The organism is Gordonia hydrophobica NBRC 16057 (genome assembly GCF_001592365.1).
In the GTDB taxonomy this organism is placed as follows: Bacteria; Actinomycetota; Actinomycetes; order Mycobacteriales; family Mycobacteriaceae; genus Gordonia; species Gordonia hydrophobica.
Genome location: NZ_BCWU01000006.1, coordinates 178,880 through 193,290, shown reverse-complemented (window position 1 = coordinate 193,290; position 14,411 = coordinate 178,880). Strand labels below are relative to the sequence as shown.

Annotated in this window: 15 protein-coding genes; 13 read left to right on the top strand and 2 right to left on the bottom strand. The window is 67.5% G+C overall.

Annotation, left to right across the window (positions count from 1 at the left end; genetic code table 11):
• Positions 1-63: 63 nt before the first annotated feature.
• The 6 genes from thyX (at position 64) to GH2_RS11920 (ending at position 8,454) form a co-directional block, all read left to right on the top strand.
• Positions 64-813, top strand: coding sequence for an FAD-dependent thymidylate synthase (gene thyX, locus GH2_RS11945; RefSeq protein ID WP_066167870.1), 750 nt, complete (start codon positions 64-66; stop codon positions 811-813).
• Positions 814-851: 38 nt separating this feature from the next.
• Positions 852-1,757: a 4-hydroxy-tetrahydrodipicolinate synthase gene (dapA, locus tag GH2_RS11940; RefSeq protein WP_066167869.1), complete on the top strand. Its 906-nt coding sequence runs from the start codon at positions 852-854 to the stop codon at positions 1,755-1,757.
• Positions 1,757-3,649 (top strand): ribonuclease J, encoded by a 1,893-nt coding sequence (locus GH2_RS11935; protein ID WP_066167867.1) that lies wholly within the window; start codon positions 1,757-1,759, stop codon positions 3,647-3,649. The genes dapA and GH2_RS11935 overlap by 1 nt, the downstream gene beginning before the upstream one ends.
• Positions 3,646-4,278, top strand: a complete 633-nt coding sequence (locus GH2_RS11930) for a TIGR03085 family metal-binding protein (protein ID WP_066167864.1) — start codon at positions 3,646-3,648, stop codon at positions 4,276-4,278. Before GH2_RS11935 ends, GH2_RS11930 begins: the two co-directional genes overlap by 4 nt.
• 104 nt (positions 4,279-4,382) lie before the next feature.
• Positions 4,383-7,253 carry an FtsK/SpoIIIE family DNA translocase gene (locus tag GH2_RS11925; RefSeq protein WP_239588803.1) on the top strand — a complete coding sequence of 957 codons (2,871 nt, stop codon included), beginning with the start codon at positions 4,383-4,385 and terminating at the stop codon, positions 7,251-7,253.
• A 193-nt stretch (positions 7,254-7,446) separates the two neighbouring features.
• Positions 7,447-8,454: a TerC family protein gene (locus GH2_RS11920; RefSeq protein ID WP_066167858.1), complete on the top strand. Its 1,008-nt coding sequence runs from the start codon at positions 7,447-7,449 to the stop codon at positions 8,452-8,454.
• On the opposite strand, the gene GH2_RS11915 is transcribed toward GH2_RS11920, so the two are convergent.
• Both GH2_RS11915 and GH2_RS11910 read right to left on the bottom strand, forming a co-directional pair.
• Positions 8,433-8,711: a YciI family protein gene (locus GH2_RS11915; protein WP_066167855.1), complete on the bottom strand. Its 279-nt coding sequence runs from the start codon at positions 8,709-8,711 to the stop codon at positions 8,433-8,435. The two genes, GH2_RS11920 and GH2_RS11915, sit on opposite strands and share 22 nt — an antisense overlap.
• A gap of 59 nt (positions 8,712-8,770) precedes the next feature.
• Complete coding sequence (locus GH2_RS11910; RefSeq protein ID WP_066168428.1) at positions 8,771-9,304, bottom strand: amino-acid N-acetyltransferase; 534 nt, start codon at positions 9,302-9,304, stop codon at positions 8,771-8,773.
• A gap of 74 nt (positions 9,305-9,378) precedes the next feature.
• Here GH2_RS11910 and pgsA point away from each other — a divergent pair, with 74 nt between their 5' ends.
• The 7 genes from pgsA to GH2_RS11875 all read left to right on the top strand — a co-directional run bounded on the left by pgsA (position 9,379) and on the right by GH2_RS11875 (position 14,383).
• A complete protein-coding gene (gene pgsA, locus GH2_RS11905; protein ID WP_066167853.1) occupies positions 9,379-9,972 on the top strand; it encodes a CDP-diacylglycerol--glycerol-3-phosphate 3-phosphatidyltransferase in 594 nt (197 codons plus the stop codon).
• Between the two features lie 137 nt (positions 9,973-10,109).
• The gene (locus GH2_RS11900; protein ID WP_066167851.1) at positions 10,110-10,445 is read left to right on the top strand and encodes a helix-turn-helix domain-containing protein; all 336 of its coding nucleotides are present in this window, start codon (positions 10,110-10,112) and stop codon (positions 10,443-10,445) included.
• A gap of 45 nt (positions 10,446-10,490) precedes the next feature.
• The gene (gene pspA, locus GH2_RS11895) at positions 10,491-11,300 is read left to right on the top strand and encodes a phage shock protein PspA (protein WP_066167848.1); all 810 of its coding nucleotides are present in this window, start codon (positions 10,491-10,493) and stop codon (positions 11,298-11,300) included.
• Between the two features lie 2 nt (positions 11,301-11,302).
• Positions 11,303-12,478: a glycosyltransferase gene (locus tag GH2_RS11890; RefSeq protein ID WP_066167845.1), complete on the top strand. Its 1,176-nt coding sequence runs from the start codon at positions 11,303-11,305 to the stop codon at positions 12,476-12,478.
• On the top strand, positions 12,469-12,663 hold the full coding sequence (locus GH2_RS11885) for a DUF3046 domain-containing protein (protein WP_066167842.1): 195 nt from the start codon (positions 12,469-12,471) through the stop codon (positions 12,661-12,663). Before GH2_RS11890 ends, GH2_RS11885 begins: the two co-directional genes overlap by 10 nt.
• A 188-nt stretch (positions 12,664-12,851) precedes the next feature.
• Entirely contained in the window at positions 12,852-13,895 is a 1,044-nt protein-coding gene (gene recA, locus GH2_RS11880; protein ID WP_066167839.1) for a recombinase RecA, read from the top strand.
• Entirely contained in the window at positions 13,895-14,383 is a 489-nt protein-coding gene (locus GH2_RS11875) for a regulatory protein RecX (protein WP_066167837.1), read from the top strand. Before recA ends, GH2_RS11875 begins: the two co-directional genes overlap by 1 nt.
• Positions 14,384-14,411: the final 28 nt, after the last annotated feature.

The following is a 14,411-nucleotide window of genomic DNA, read 5'->3' as shown; positions in this document are numbered from 1 at the left end:
AGAAGACATTGGCCGGACAGTCGCCGGACTGCACCCGGGTCGGGCGAACGAAGTGGAGGACGAATGTCGGAACTGGTGCCCCTGAAGGTCCAACTCGTCGCGGCGACGCAGTTCACCGCACCCGAGGTGGACTGGGACACCGACGCGGACGGCGGCGAGGCGCTCATCGAGTTCGCCGGACGCGCCTGCTACGAGAGCTGGCACAAGCCGAACCCGCGCACGGCCACCAACGCCGGGTACCTGCGCCATGTGCTGGAAGTCGGTCACACCTCGCTGTTCGAGCACGCGACGTGCACCTTCTACATCACCGGCATCTCGCGGTCGTGCACGCACGAGTTGATCCGTCACCGCCACTTCTCCTATTCGCAGCTGTCCCAACGCTTCGTCCCCGAACACGATTCGAATGTGGTGGCGCCGCCCGCGATTCGTGGCGACGCGCGGCTCGAGGAACTGTTCGTCTCAGCGACGGACGCGGCGCGTGAGGCCTACAGCGAACTGCTCACCGAGCTGGAGGCCAAGTTCGCCGACGTCCCGAATGCCGTCCTGCGCCACAAGCAGGCGAGGCAGGCGGCACGCTCCGTGCTGCCGAACGCCACCGAGACGCGCATCGTCGTCACCGGCAATTACCGGGCGTGGCGGCATTTCATCGGCATGCGTGCGACTGAGCACGCCGATGTGGAGATCCGCCAACTCGCGGTGGAGTGTCTGCGACAATTGCGCGAGGCCGCGCCGACGGCGTTCGGCGACTTCGAAATCGGCGAGCTCGCCGACGGAACCGAAGTCGCGACATCGCCGTTCGTATTCGAGGGCTGAGCGAGGAGAACCGCGCGGAAGGCGGTAGCCTGAGCGGCATGAACTCGGCTGACGCGACAAGTGCGGAACACCCGTTCGGGACAGTTTCGGTGGCAATGGTGACCCCCTTCACGAAAGAGGGTGCCATCGACCTCGACAAGGCTGCTGAGCTCGCCGTCCATCTGGTCGACAAGGGGTGCGATGCGCTCGTCGTCAACGGCACGACCGGCGAGTCGCCGACCACCACGGTTCCCGAGAAGAACGACCTCCTGCGCGCAACGCTCGAGGCGGTCGGCGATCGGGCCAAGGTGGTGCACGGCGCGGGCAGTTACGACACCGCGGAGTCGGCACGACGAGTCCGCGAGGCGGAGGAGATCGGCGCCGACGGTGTCCTGATCGTCAGCCCGTATTACAGCAAGCCGCCGCAGGCCGGCGTTCTCGCGCACTTCCGCACCATCGCGGACGCGTCGTCGCTGCCGGTGATGCTCTACGACATTCCGCCGCGTTCGGTGATCGCCATCGAGACCGACACCATCCTGCGCCTGGCCGAGCACCCCAACATCAAAGCCGTCAAGGACGCCAAGGGCGACCTCCACGCCGCCGCCAAGATCATGGCGGCCACCGACCTCGAATACCTCTCCGGCGAGGATGCGCTCAACCTTCCGTGGCTCTCCGTCGGCGCCACCGGTTTCGTCAGCGTGATCGGCCATGTGGCGCCGGACCGGCTGCGCGACATGCGTCAGGCCGTGCTGGCGGGCGACCTCGCAACCGCACGCCGGATCTCCGAGTCGATGGCGCCGCTCGTCGACGCGATGGGCCGACTCGGCGGCGTCTGCATGAGCAAGACCGCTCTCCGCATCCAGGGCATCGACGTCGGGGACCCGCGACTGCCGCAAGTGGCCGCCGAACCCGAGCAGATCGAAGCCCTCATCGCCGACCTGCGTGCCGCCGAGGTGATCGCCTGATGTCTGAAGCCAACAACCAGCAGGGCGGCAACCAGCAGGGCGGCAACCAGCAGGGCGGCAACCAGCAGGGCGGCAAGGGCGGCGGTCGTCGTCGCGCCTCGCGCAAAGCCGGCCCGCCCGCAGCGAATGCGCCAAAGAGCACGGCGAGAAACAAGTCGACGCAGGTGACGGCGGCGACCGGCTCGGGCGTCACCGGCGACGTGATCGACCGACTCGGCGCCCCGCCGAAGCTGCCGGCAGGCGGCCTGCGCGTGGTGGCGCTCGGCGGCATCAGCGAGATCGGTCGCAACATGACCGTCTTCGAGTACAACGGCAAGCTGTTGATCGTCGACTGCGGCGTCCTGTTCCCGGAGGACGCCCAGCCCGGCGTCGACCTGATCCTGCCCGATTTCGGCTACATCGAGGATCGCGTCGGCGACATCGAGGCCGTGGTGTTGACGCACGGACACGAGGACCACATCGGCGCGGTGCCGTTCCTGTTGAAGCTCCGCAACGACATCCCGATCGTCGGCTCCCGCTTCACGCTGGCGCTCGTGGCCGCGAAGTGCCGTGAGCACCGACTCCGCCCGAAGCTGATTCAGGTCGCCGAGGGCGATCGGCAGGGCTACGGCGATTTCGACTGCGAGTTCTTCGCCGTCAACCACTCGATCCCGGATGCGCTCGCGGTGGCGATGCGCACCCCGGCGGGTCTGGTGCTGCACACCGGCGACATCAAGCTCGACCAGTTGCCGCTCGACAACCGGCTCACCGACCTCGCGGGCTTCAGCCGCCTGGGCGACGAGGGGGTCGACCTGTTCCTGGTCGACTCGACCAATGCCGAGGTCCCGGGCTTCGTGACGCCCGAACGCGAGATCGGCGGGGTGCTCGACACGGTCATCGGCAAGGCTAAACAGCGCGTGATCGTGGCGTCGTTCGCCAGCCATGTGCACCGCATCCAGCAGATCGTCGACGTGGCGTACCGGCACGGTCGTCGGGTCACGTTCGTCGGTCGGTCGATGGTCCGCAACATGCAGATCGCGCAGGATCTCGGCTATCTGACCGTCCCCGAGGGCGTGGTGGTCGACATGGACACCGCGGCGACCCTGCCCGACCACCGACTGGTGCTCATCTCGACCGGCTCGCAAGGCGAACCACTGTCGGCGCTGTCTCGGATGGCGCGCGGTGAGCATCGCCAGATCAACATCCGCGCCGACGATCTGGTGGTCCTCGCGTCGTCGTTGATCCCGGGCAACGAGAACTCGGTCTTCGCCGTCGTGAACGGTCTCGCCAAGCGCGGTGCGACGGTGATCACGCAGGCGAGCGCCAAGGTGCACGTGTCCGGTCACGCGTCGGCGGGCGAACTGCTCTACCTGTACAACGCCGTCCGGCCGTCCAACGCGATGCCGGTGCACGGCGAGTGGCGTCACCTGCGCGCCAACGCCGCGCTCGCGGAGGCGACGGGCGTGCCGTCGGACCGGATCGTGCTGGCCGAGGACGGCGTGGTCGTCGACCTGGTCGACGGCCGCGCACAGATCACCGGCCGCGTGCCCGTCGGGTACGTGTACGTCGACGGACTCTCGGTGGGCGACGTCGGCGAGTCGACGCTCTCGGACCGCCTGGTGCTCGGTGAGGGCGGCTTCATCGCCATCACCGTCGCCGTCGACGCGGCCACCGGAGCCACCGTCAGCAAGCCGACCGTGTCCGGTCGCGGATTCTCCGACGATCCGGGGGCACTGTCCGACGCGGCCGCACTGGTCGACAAGGCGCTGACCGAACTCGCCAACGAGGGCGTCACCGACACCCACCGGATCGCACAAGGCGTCCGCCGCGCCGTCGGTCGGTGGGTCGGCGAGAAGTACCGCCGTCGTCCGATGATCGTGCCGACCGTGATCGCCGTGGGGGAGCACCGGTGAATCTCGCCCGGTCCGAGCGTGCGGCGCTGGTCGCCACCATGCGCGAGACCGGACCGGACGCACCGACGCTGTGCGCCGGGTGGAACAACCGTGATCTCGCCATCCACCTGATCCTCCGCGAACGCAGACTGGATGCGACGGCGGGCGTCTTCGTCGGCGCTCTCGCCGGTCACACGGCGTCGGTCACGCAGAGCTACGCCGATCGGCCGTGGGACGAGTTGCTGGTGCAGTTGGCAGAGGGACCGCCCTGGTACTCGCCGTTCCGAGCAGGGGACCGCTTCCTCAACCTGGCGGAGATGTTCGTGCATCACGAGGATGTGCTACGCGGGGGAGCGGACCCGGACGGGCCGTTCGAGCCCCGTCCGGTGTCGCCGGAACTGCAGCGCGGACTCCAGATGCCGCTGCGGACCGTCGGCAAGCGCATCATGGCGTCGTCGCCGGTGCGCGCGCGGATGGTGACGCGTGACGGTCGCGAGGTGATGGCGGCGGGCCGCGGTGAGTCGGTCACGGTGACCGGCGACGTCGGCGAACTGCTGCTGTTCGCGTTCGGGCGTGCTCCGGTCGACGTGGAGTTCTCCGGAACGCCGATCGCGATCGCGAGCCTGCGCAGTGCCAAGCGCGCGCTCTGACGCGCCGTCGATGGTCGTGAAACGGTTACGAAATCGACACGACCGTGACCTTTCGGGTGTTGCCAGTGTGACTGCTGTGATTGGTGGGCACTAGGCTGGGAGCCATGGCTTCCCATGCATCTACGCGCAGCCGCTCGCCGAAGACCACTTCGAAGAAGTCGTCGGCGAGCGGTGGACGTTCCCGCAGCGGCGCCGCCACCAGGGGGACTCAAGCAAGTGCCACGGCGCGTCCGGCGACGCGCACCAGCGGCGGCAACCGCGGCAATCGCAGCGCACCGTCGCGCCGGCCCGCCAAATCTCAGGACCTGCGCCGTCCGCCCGCACCGCGGCCGTCGGCCGGTCGTGCGGTGGCCGCGACCTGGAACCTGGCGGCCCGTGGCCTTGGCGCCGTCGCACGGATCGGTGCCGCCCGCGAGGAGAAGCCCGCGCAGGGGCGCGACGGGATCGGCCTCGCACTGACCCTGCTGGCCGCGGTGATCGCCCTCGGTGTCTGGTTCCACGCCTTCGGGCCGGTCGGAGCCGTCATCGACTCGCTCGTTCGAGCGGGGTTCGGTGATCTCGCCTACGTCGCGCCTGCGCTCCTGCTGGTCGTCGCCGCCATGGTGATGCGGTTTCCGGCCAATCCTGAACGCCGTCTGCGCAACATCGGCGGTGTGCTGCTGCTCGCCGTGCCCGTGCTCGCGCTGACGCATCTCGCCTCCGGGGCGCCCGTCGGCTACGACGCGCGTGCCGACGCCGCGGGCTTCCTCGGCTACATGCTCGCCTCGCCGCTCACCGATGCGGTGACCGTCTGGGTGACGGTGCCGCTGTTCCTCGCATTGGTCGCCTTCGGCATTCTCGCCCTGAGCGGTCGCACGGTCGGCGAGGTGACCGCTGCGGTGTCCGACTATCTCGGCCTCGGCGTCTACGACGACTGGGACGACGAGTACGACGACGGCGAGTATGACGATTCGGACTACGACGACGCCGAGTACGACGACGCCGAGTACGACGACGCCGAGTACGACGCCGGCTACAACGAGTTCGACGATGATCCCGGCTACGACGACGCCGACCGGATCGAGGAACCCGTCGAGCCGGTCCCTGCACGCCGCGGCCGGTCGGCCGCCTACGGCGATCCGTACGACAACTACCCCCCGGACCGCCGCCGACGTCCGCGGTCGAGCGCGGCGTCGCGTCGACCGCGGAAGACTGCGGGGCAGGATCGGGACGAGCACATGCCCGATCTGTTGACCGAGCCGCTGGTGCCGGAGACGCCGTTCGACGACGTTCCGGTCGACGACAACCCGACCGTCGAACTCGACGGCGGCTACGACAGCTATCTCGAGGATCTGCCCGACGTCGACGACCTCGAGCCGGAACCCGAGCCTGAGCCGACGCCGCGCGCGCGTCGCCGCCCGGCGCCGACGCCCGCGGCCGTCGCGCCGCTTTCGGTGCCGGAGCAGCCCGTCGCGCCGCCGGCCGGCGGCACGTTCATCGATCGGGCCGATGACTCGGATTATGTGCTGCCGCCGACTGATCTGCTGATGCAGGGGGAGCCCGCGAAGACGGGCACCTCGGCCAACGACGAGATGATCGATCGGATCAACAGCGTCCTGGAACAGTTCAAGATCGACGCCGCCGTCACCGGGTACACGCGCGGCCCGACCGTCACCCGGTACGAGGTGGAGTTGGGGCCGGCGGTCAAGGTCGAGAAGATCACCCAGTTGCAGCGCAACATCGCCTATGCGGTCGCGACCGACAACGTGCGTCTGCTGGCCCCGATCCCGGGGAAGTCGGCGGTGGGCATCGAGGTGCCGAACTCCGACCGCGAGATGGTGCGGTTGTCGGACGTCCTGGCGGCGCCGTCGACCCGCAAGGAGAAGCACCCGCTGGTGATCGGGCTCGGTAAAGACATCGAGGGCGATTTCGTCAGCGCGAACCTCGCGAAGATGCCGCACCTGCTGGTCGCGGGTTCCACCGGTTCCGGTAAGTCGAGCTTCGTGAACTCGATGCTGGTGTCGCTGCTGACTCGGGCCACGCCCGAAGAGGTGCGGATGATCCTGATCGACCCGAAGATGGTGGAACTCACACCCTACGAGGGCATTCCGCACCTGATCACGCCGATCATCACCGAGCCCAAGAAGGCGGCGGCCGCGCTGGCCTGGTTGGTCGACGAGATGGAACAGCGCTATCAGGACATGAAGGCCTCGCGGGTCCGGCACATCAACGACTTCAACGCCAAGGTCCGGTCGGGGGAGATCACCGCTCCGCTCGGGTCCGAGCGCGTCTACAAGCCGTACCCGTACATCGTCGCGATCGTCGATGAGCTCGCCGACCTGATGATGACGGCGCCGCGCGACGTGGAGGGAGCGATCGTCCGGATCACCCAGAAGGCGCGTGCCGCGGGCATCCACCTGGTGCTGGCAACGCAGCGGCCCTCGGTCGACGTCGTCACCGGTCTGATCAAGACCAACGTGCCGAGCCGCCTGGCGTTCGCGACCAGTTCGCTGACCGACTCGCGCGTCATCCTCGATCAGCCCGGTGCAGAGAAGCTGATCGGCATGGGCGACGGCCTGTTCCTGCCGATGGGCGCCAACAAGCCGATCCGCATGCAAGGCGCCTTCATCACCGATGAGGAGATCGCGGCGGTCGTCGAGTTCACCCGCGACCAGTCCGAGCCCGAGTATGCCGACGGCGTGACGACGGCGAAGGCCGGCGACAAGAAGGAGATCGACGGCGACATCGGCAACGATCTCGACGATCTGCTGCAGGCGATCGAACTGGTGGTGTCCAGTCAGTTCGGCTCCACCTCGATGCTGCAGCGCAAGCTCCGCGTCGGATTCGCCAAGGCCGGACGTCTGATGGATCTGATGGAGACACGGGAGATCGTCGGACCGAGCGAGGGGTCCAAGGCGCGCGAAGTCCTGGTGAAGCCGGAGGACCTCGCCGGGGTCATCGCATCGATCACCGGTGGCGGCGACAGCGAGGAGTGACGTATAGTCGGCGACGATCAACGAGGGGAGTATCCCTGACTCGTGGCGTCTCCGTCAGTACGGAGTCGGTTCGGCCACCGCCGATCGGTGGGCCGACCGCACTCCCGGAGCGCCGCCGCCGAACGCATCCGATTCCGGCGGTGGGAGAGACCTCCGGCATCGCATTTCAGTGCTGCACGGAGGGATTCATTTCATGAACGTATCGTTGACGACCTGGCTGATCACCGGGGCGGTGATCGCGGGTCTGTTCGTCTTCGACTTCTTCGCTCACGTGCGGACGCCGCACGAGCCGACCTTGCGCGAATCGGGCTTCTGGTCGTCGGTCTACATCGGCATCGCCGTCCTATTCGGCGGATTCGTGTGGTGGCAGTGGGGAAGCACCTTCGGAGGCGAGTACTTCGCCGGTTACGTCACCGAGAAGGCGCTCTCGGTCGACAACCTGTTCGTCTTCGTCGTCATCATGACGAAGTTCGCGGTCCCGCGCGTCTATCAGCAGAAGGTGCTGTTGCTCGGCATCGTGATGGCGCTCGTCATGCGCGGCGCCTTCATCGCGGTGGGCGCCGCCGCGATCAACGCGTACAGCTGGGTGTTCTACCTCTTCGGGCTGTTCCTGCTGTTCACCGCCGTGAAGCTGCTCAACGAGAGCGATGAGCCCGCCGCCGAGGAACGCGAACGGCAGGGGCGCGTGGAGCGCATCGTCAAGAAGTGGTTCCGCGCGACGGACGTGTACGACGGCGACCGGCTGACGACGCGGATCGACGGCAAACGGATGATCACCCCGCTGCTGGTGGTGCTGATCGTCATCGGGTTCACCGACGTGCTCTTCGCGCTCGACTCGATTCCGGCGATCTACGGTCTCACCCAGGAGCCGTATCTGGTGTTCACCGCGAACGCGTTCGCATTGATGGGACTGCGCCAGCTGTACTTCTTGCTGGGCGGCCTGCTGAACAAGCTCATCTACCTCTCGTACGGCCTGTCACTGATCCTGGCGTTCATCGGCGTGAAGCTGATCCTGCACGCGCTGCACGAGAACACCCTCGGATTCATCAACGGCGGCGATCCCGTCGCCGTCCCGGAGATCAGCACCGGCCTGTCGCTCGGCATCATCGGCGGCACCCTCGTCATCACGACGGTCGCCAGCCTCATCGTCAGCAATCGGCGGTCGAAGCAGGAGGCGGCTCAGAACGGCCCGAACACCTGAACCCACTCTTTGATCGTCACCGCCGCGATCGCCTTCTCGCGCGCGAACGGATCGTTCGCGAGGAGCGCGTCGGCGCCGTCGAGGTCGTCGGCGGTGATCATCAGAAGTGCTCCGGTGCCGTCGGGGTAGGGGCCGACGAACTGGAGGGTGCCGGCCTCATGCTGCGCGCCGAGCCACGCGCGGTGTTCGGGGCGGTACTGATCGCGCACTGCGGCGGCGTCGGGGGCGTAGGTGTAGTCGACGGCGAAGAGCGCCATGAGACGGGGTCCTTCCGAGAGATGAGTGTCGTGCTGTCTGGTCTGCGCCCGCCTGCAGATCACAGATGGGCGAGCATGCGGGTGTTGCCGAGGGTGTTGGGTTTGACGGCGGACAGGTCGAGGAATTCGGCGACGCCGGTGTCATAGGAGCGGCACATCTCTTCGAACACTTCGCGGGAGACCGGGGTGCCGTCGATCTCGGCGAATCCGTGGCGGGAGAAGAAGCTGGTCTCGAAGGTGAGGACGAAGACGCGTTCGAGTTCCAACTCGCGGGCCACGTCCATCAGTCTTCCGACGATCCGGTGCCCGATGCCGCGACCGGAGTGCGCGGTGTCGACCGCGACGGTGCGGACTTCGCCGAGATCGGACCACAGGACGTGCAGGGCTCCGCAGCCGACGACCTGGCCTGCGATTTCGCCGACCCAGAACTCCTGGACAGCCTCGTAGAGGGTGACGAGGTTCTTCTCGAGGAGGATCTTGCCCGCGTAGATGTCGATGAGTTCCTTGATGCGAGGAACATCCGAGGTCCGCGCACGGCGGACGAGCACGGCGGGCTGCTCGGCGGGGCGCGTGTCGGGATGTTCATTCAGCATGAACATGAGAATAGTCGCAGGTCTGGGCGTGCCCGTCGGGAGACCGTGAATCCGATGACGTTAGGCTTGACCTCGTGACTGACCCTGTGCGCCGCTCGATCGGTGACGACGTGGCTGCGGTACCGGTGGTGAACATCGCGAATGTGCTGACGGTGTTCCGCATCGTCTTGGTGCCGGTGTTCGTCGTGCTTCTGTTCGTCGGCGGCGGCGACGAGACGGCCTGGCGGATCAGTGCGTTCGTGGTCTTCGCAGTGGCGGCGTTCACCGATCAGTTGGACGGCCGGTTGGCTCGACAACTGAATCTGGTCACCGACTTCGGGAAGATGGCCGATCCGATCGCCGACAAGGCGTTGATCGGTGCGGCGTTGATCGGGCTGTCCGTCCTGGGCGAACTCCCGTGGTGGGTGACGGTCGTGATTCTGGCGCGCGAGATCGGGGTGACGCTGCTGCGGTTCTGGGTGTTGCGGTACGGCGTGATCCCGGCGAGCCGGGGCGGAAAGCTGAAGACGCTGCTGCAGTCGATGGCGATCGGCCTGTTCGTGCTGCCGCTCAGCGGCGTGTTCCACACGGCCGCGTGGGTGCTGATGATCGCCGCGGTCGTGGCGACGGTGGCGACCGGTCTCGACTACGTCTGGCGAGCGGTGGCGTTGCGGCGCTCCGCGGCGTGAGGGATTCGCCGCAGGAATGTCGGGCACGACGCGTATGTTGCATGAATGCGATGCGCAGATGCGAGCGGCGTTCGATGTGGAATTCCGCTAGGGTCGACGACACAGGCTTTGACGATGAAGGGTGAGGAGGACCGCGCGTGACACTGCTCTTGCGTGAGGCGATCGGCGATGAACTGCGTCGAGTTCGGACCGGCCAGGGACGGACGTTGCGCGAGGTCTCGACCAATGCGCGAGTGTCGCTCGGCTACCTCTCGGAGATCGAGCGCGGTCAGAAGGAGGCGTCGAGCGAGTTGCTCGCGTCGATCTGCGACGCGCTCGAGGTGCCGATCGGTGACATGCTGTTCCAGGTGGCCGGCGTGCTGCGTCCGGCCGACGCTGCCGTGGCATCAACCGATACCCTTGTCGAAGTCATTGCACCCCAGGAAGATTCGGTGGACGGCGCGGGTGTGCCCGCGGCACTGGCCGCCGCGTGATCACGAGACCGACGCGACCGTCGTAACGAGGAGTTTGGAAGACCCATGGCCAACCCGTTTGTGAAGTTCTGGAACTATTTGATGGCGCTGGGGAATGCGAAGATCGACGAGCACGCAGACCCCAAGGTGCAGATTCAGCAGGCGATCGAAGACGCTCAGCGGCAGCACCAGGCGCTGTCGCAGCAGGCGGCCGCGGTGATCGGCAACCAGCGTCAGCTGGAGATGCGCTTGAACCGGCAACTCGAGGAGATCGAGAAGCTGCAGGGCAACACCCGCCAGGCGCTGACTCTCTCCGATCAGGCCACCGCGGCGGGCGACGCCGCCAAGGCCACCGAGTACACGAATGCCGCGGAGGCGTTCGCCGCGCAGCTGGTGACCGCTGAGCAGAACGTCGAGGACCTCAAGGTCCTGCACGACCAGTCGCTCCAGGCGGCGGCGCAGGCCAAGCAGGCGGTGGAACGCAATGCGATGACCCTGCAGCAGAAGTTGGCCGAGCGCTCCAAGCTCTTGAGCCAGCTGGAGCAGGCGAAGATGCAGGAGCAGGTCTCGGCGTCGCTGAACTCGATGAGCGAACTGTCCGCTCCCGGGAACACCCCGAACCTCGACCAGGTGCGCGACAAGATCGAACGCCGCTACGCCAACGCGCTCGGCTCGGCCGAGCTCGCGAAGGGCAGCGTGGCGGGCCGGATGGCCGAGGTGGAGGCCGCCGGGGTCCAGATGGCCGGTCACGCCCGCCTGGAGCAGATCCGCGCCAGCATGGGTGGCGGCGCACTGAACCCGGGCCAGAGCCAGGGGCAGGCTGCGCCCGCACCGGCGCAGCAGAACCCGGCACCGCAGACGCCGGAGAAGCACTGACACTGACCGTCGCCATTGTGGCCGGGTCGGACGCGGGACACGCTTTCCCCGCGTTGGGCCTGGCCACTGCTCTTCGTGAGGCGGGCGACGAGGCGATCGTCTACACCGGCGACCGATGGACTTCCATCGCCGCGCGTCGCGGCATCGAGGTCCGGCCGTTGCCCGGACTCGCAGCGCGCCCGGGAGACGACGACGATGATGCGGGCGCGAAGCTGAGCGTGCGCGCGGCGCGTATGGCGCTCGAACTCGCGCCGGAGCTGGCACTCGCCGGGGTGGATCTGGTGATCAGCGATGTGATCACGGTGGCGGGCGGCTGGGCGGCAGAACTCGCCGGATGTCCGTGGATCGAACTCTCTCCGCATCCGCTCTACGAGCAGTCGCGCGGGCTGCCGCCCATCGGTGCGGGACTCGCACCGGGTGTCAGACTTCGCGGCAGATTGCGGGACGCGGTGCTGCGCGCTGGAGCCGATGTGGCCGTGGCCAAAGGGGCACGGCAGCGTCGCGCGGCACGCGCGAGCATCGAGTTGCCTGCGGACGCGGCGCCGATCGCGCGCTTGGTCGCGACGCTGCCCGCGTTGGAGGAGTGGCGCCCGGACTGGCCGGAGCGCACTCATCTGGTGGGGCCGCTGCTCTTCGAACCGACCGACGAGGTGTTCGACCGTCCGACCGGCGACGGGCCGCTGATCGTGGTAGCGCCGTCGACGGCGACGACCGGCGCGGGCGACATGGGTGCGACGGTGTTGGCCGCGCTCGCCGAATTGCAACAGAGTCGGCCGTTACGGGTGGTCTACTCGGCGCTGGAGCGCCCGTCCGGCGGGCAGGCGCCCACGGGACTGGTGGCGGCGACCGCACGGCAGGACGAGGTGCTGGCCGACGCCGACCTGGTGGTCTGCGGAGGCGGTCACGGCATGCTGGCGAAGTCGTTGCAGGCGTCGGTGCCGGTCGTCACGGTGCCGGGCGGGGGAGATCAATGGGAGTTGGCCAACCGGGTGCAGCGGTTGGGCTGCGGTCGGCTGGTGCGGCCGGTCACGACCGCGTCGTTGACCGAGGCGATCGTCGCCGTTCTGGGCGATCCGTCGTATGCCGACGCCGCGCGCCGGGTGTCGGAGAGCAGGCGGTCGGCGGTGGATCCGGTGGCCGTGGTTCATCGATCGTGGAGAATGGCAGCATGCGTTTGACGGAGTTCGCCGAACTCACCGAGGTGGAGTTCGGCCGCCGACGGGCCGACGGTCTGCTGACCGACCTGGTCCTGGTGGAGTTGGGGAGCCGGACCGGTCGCGAAGCGATCGAGGACGGGGTGGATCCGAAGCTCGTTTGGCGGGCCCTGTGTCGTGAACTCGACGTGCCGGCCGAACGTTGGTGAGCGGTTTTCTGGCGTGTCGAATTGAACTCGAACATCTGTTCGCTATCCTGAGATGGAACCGGAGCGTGCTCTGGTGCGTCTAACTAATGACCGCTCGGAACAGGATTGTCAGACCCTGCTCCTAATGTGTGGTCACGACAGCAGAGAACGTTCTGGCCCACGGCTAGAGACATCCGGAGGAGAGATCGATGGCACCTACTGATCGGCAGAAGGCCCTGGACCTGGCGCTGGCCCAGATCGACAAGAACTACGGCAAGGGTTCGGTCATGCGTCTCGGTGAGGACGCACGCCCCCCGATGGAGGTGATCCCCACCGGTTCGGTCGCACTCGACATCGCGCTCGGCATCGGCGGACTGCCGCGCGGCCGCATCGTGGAGGTCTACGGTCCGGAGTCCTCCGGTAAGACCACCGTCGCGCTCCACGCGGTCGCCAACGCGCAGGCCGCGGGCGGCATCGCCGCGTTCATCGACGCCGAGCACGCGCTCGATCCCGAGTACGCGGCCAAGCTCGGCGTGGACATCGACGCACTCCTGGTCTCGCAGCCGGACACCGGTGAGCAGGCCCTCGAGATCGCCGACATGCTGATCCGCTCGGGCGCTCTGGACATCCTCGTCATCGACTCGGTGGCCGCACTGGTGCCGAAGGCGGAGATCGAAGGCGAGATGGGCGACAGCCACGTCGGTCTGCAGGCACGTCTGATGAGCCAGGCGCTGCGCAAGATGACCTCGGGTCTCAACAACTCCAACACCACGGCGATCTTCATCAACCAGCTCCGCGAGAAGATCGGTGTCATGTTCGGCTCCCCGGAGACGACGACCGGCGGTAAGGCGCTGAAGTTCTACTCGTCGGTGCGTCTGGACGTGCGCCGCATCGAGACGCTGAAGGACGGGACCGACGCGGTCGGCAACCGGACCCGGGTGAAGGTCGTCAAGAACAAGGTGGCGCCCCCGTTCAAGCAGGCGGAGTTCGACATCCTGTACGGCCACGGCATCAGCCGCGAGGGTTCACTGATCGACCTCGGCGTGGCCGAGGGCTTCATCCGGAAGTCGGGCAGCTGGTTCACCTACGAGGGCGACCAGTTGGGGCAGGGCAAGGAGAACGCTCGCAAGTTCTTGCTCGCCAATCCGGACATCGCGAACGAGATCGAGGTCAAGATCAAGGACAAGCTCGGCATCGGCAAGCGTGCCGACGACGACGCCGACGCGGTCGCCCCCGAGCCCGTCGACTTCTGATGGAGAAGCCCGGCCCGTCTCCCTGGGACGCCGCGCTGCGGCTCCTGGGGACCCGGGCGCGGAGTCGCGCGGAGATGCGTGAACGACTCGAGAAGAGGGAGTTCACAGCCGACGAAGTGGAGCACACCCTGCGTCGCCTCGACGATGCGGGCCTTCTCGACGACACCGAGTTCGCAGAGGAGTGGGTTCGATCTCGTCATCAATTCTCGGGCCGCGGCCGCGTCGCGTTGAAGCGGGAGCTGCGCACCAAAGGGATCGACGACGAGACGGCCGCAGTGGCGCTGGCGCAGATCGACCCGGATGACGAGCGCGCCCAGGCCGTCCGGCTCGCCGAGAAGAAACTGAACGTGTCCGGTGCGGAGCTCGCCGACCGCGAGGTCCGGGCGAAGGCCTATCGGCGGCTGGCCGGGGCGCTGAGTCGACGGGGCTTTCCGTCCGACGTCGTCGGATCCGTGGTGAAAGAGGTGTTGGACAGCGCTCGGCAGTAGTGCTCGTCCGAGAGTTCCCGCCCGAGCG

Bases quoted from the DNA above. Each gene is read 5' to 3' on its own strand.
- thyX (WP_066167870.1), top strand. From the start codon at position 64: ATGTCGGAACTGGTGCCCCTGAAGGTCCAACTCGTCGCGGCGACGCAG.
- dapA (WP_066167869.1), top strand. From the start codon at position 852: ATGAACTCGGCTGACGCGACAAGTGCGGAACACCCGTTCGGGACAGTT.
- GH2_RS11935 (WP_066167867.1), top strand. From the start codon at position 1,757: ATGTCTGAAGCCAACAACCAGCAGGGCGGCAACCAGCAGGGCGGCAAC.
- GH2_RS11925 (WP_239588803.1), top strand. From the start codon at position 4,383: ATGGCTTCCCATGCATCTACGCGCAGCCGCTCGCCGAAGACCACTTCG.
- GH2_RS11920 (WP_066167858.1), top strand. From the start codon at position 7,447: ATGAACGTATCGTTGACGACCTGGCTGATCACCGGGGCGGTGATCGCG.
- GH2_RS11915 (WP_066167855.1), bottom strand. From the start codon at position 8,711: ATGGCGCTCTTCGCCGTCGACTACACCTACGCCCCCGACGCCGCCGCA.
- GH2_RS11910 (WP_066168428.1), bottom strand. From the start codon at position 9,304: ATGCTGAATGAACATCCCGACACGCGCCCCGCCGAGCAGCCCGCCGTG.
- pspA (WP_066167848.1), top strand. From the start codon at position 10,491: ATGGCCAACCCGTTTGTGAAGTTCTGGAACTATTTGATGGCGCTGGGG.
- GH2_RS11885 (WP_066167842.1), top strand. From the start codon at position 12,469: ATGCGTTTGACGGAGTTCGCCGAACTCACCGAGGTGGAGTTCGGCCGC.
- recA (WP_066167839.1), top strand. From the start codon at position 12,852: ATGGCACCTACTGATCGGCAGAAGGCCCTGGACCTGGCGCTGGCCCAG.
- GH2_RS11875 (WP_066167837.1), top strand. From the start codon at position 13,895: ATGGAGAAGCCCGGCCCGTCTCCCTGGGACGCCGCGCTGCGGCTCCTG.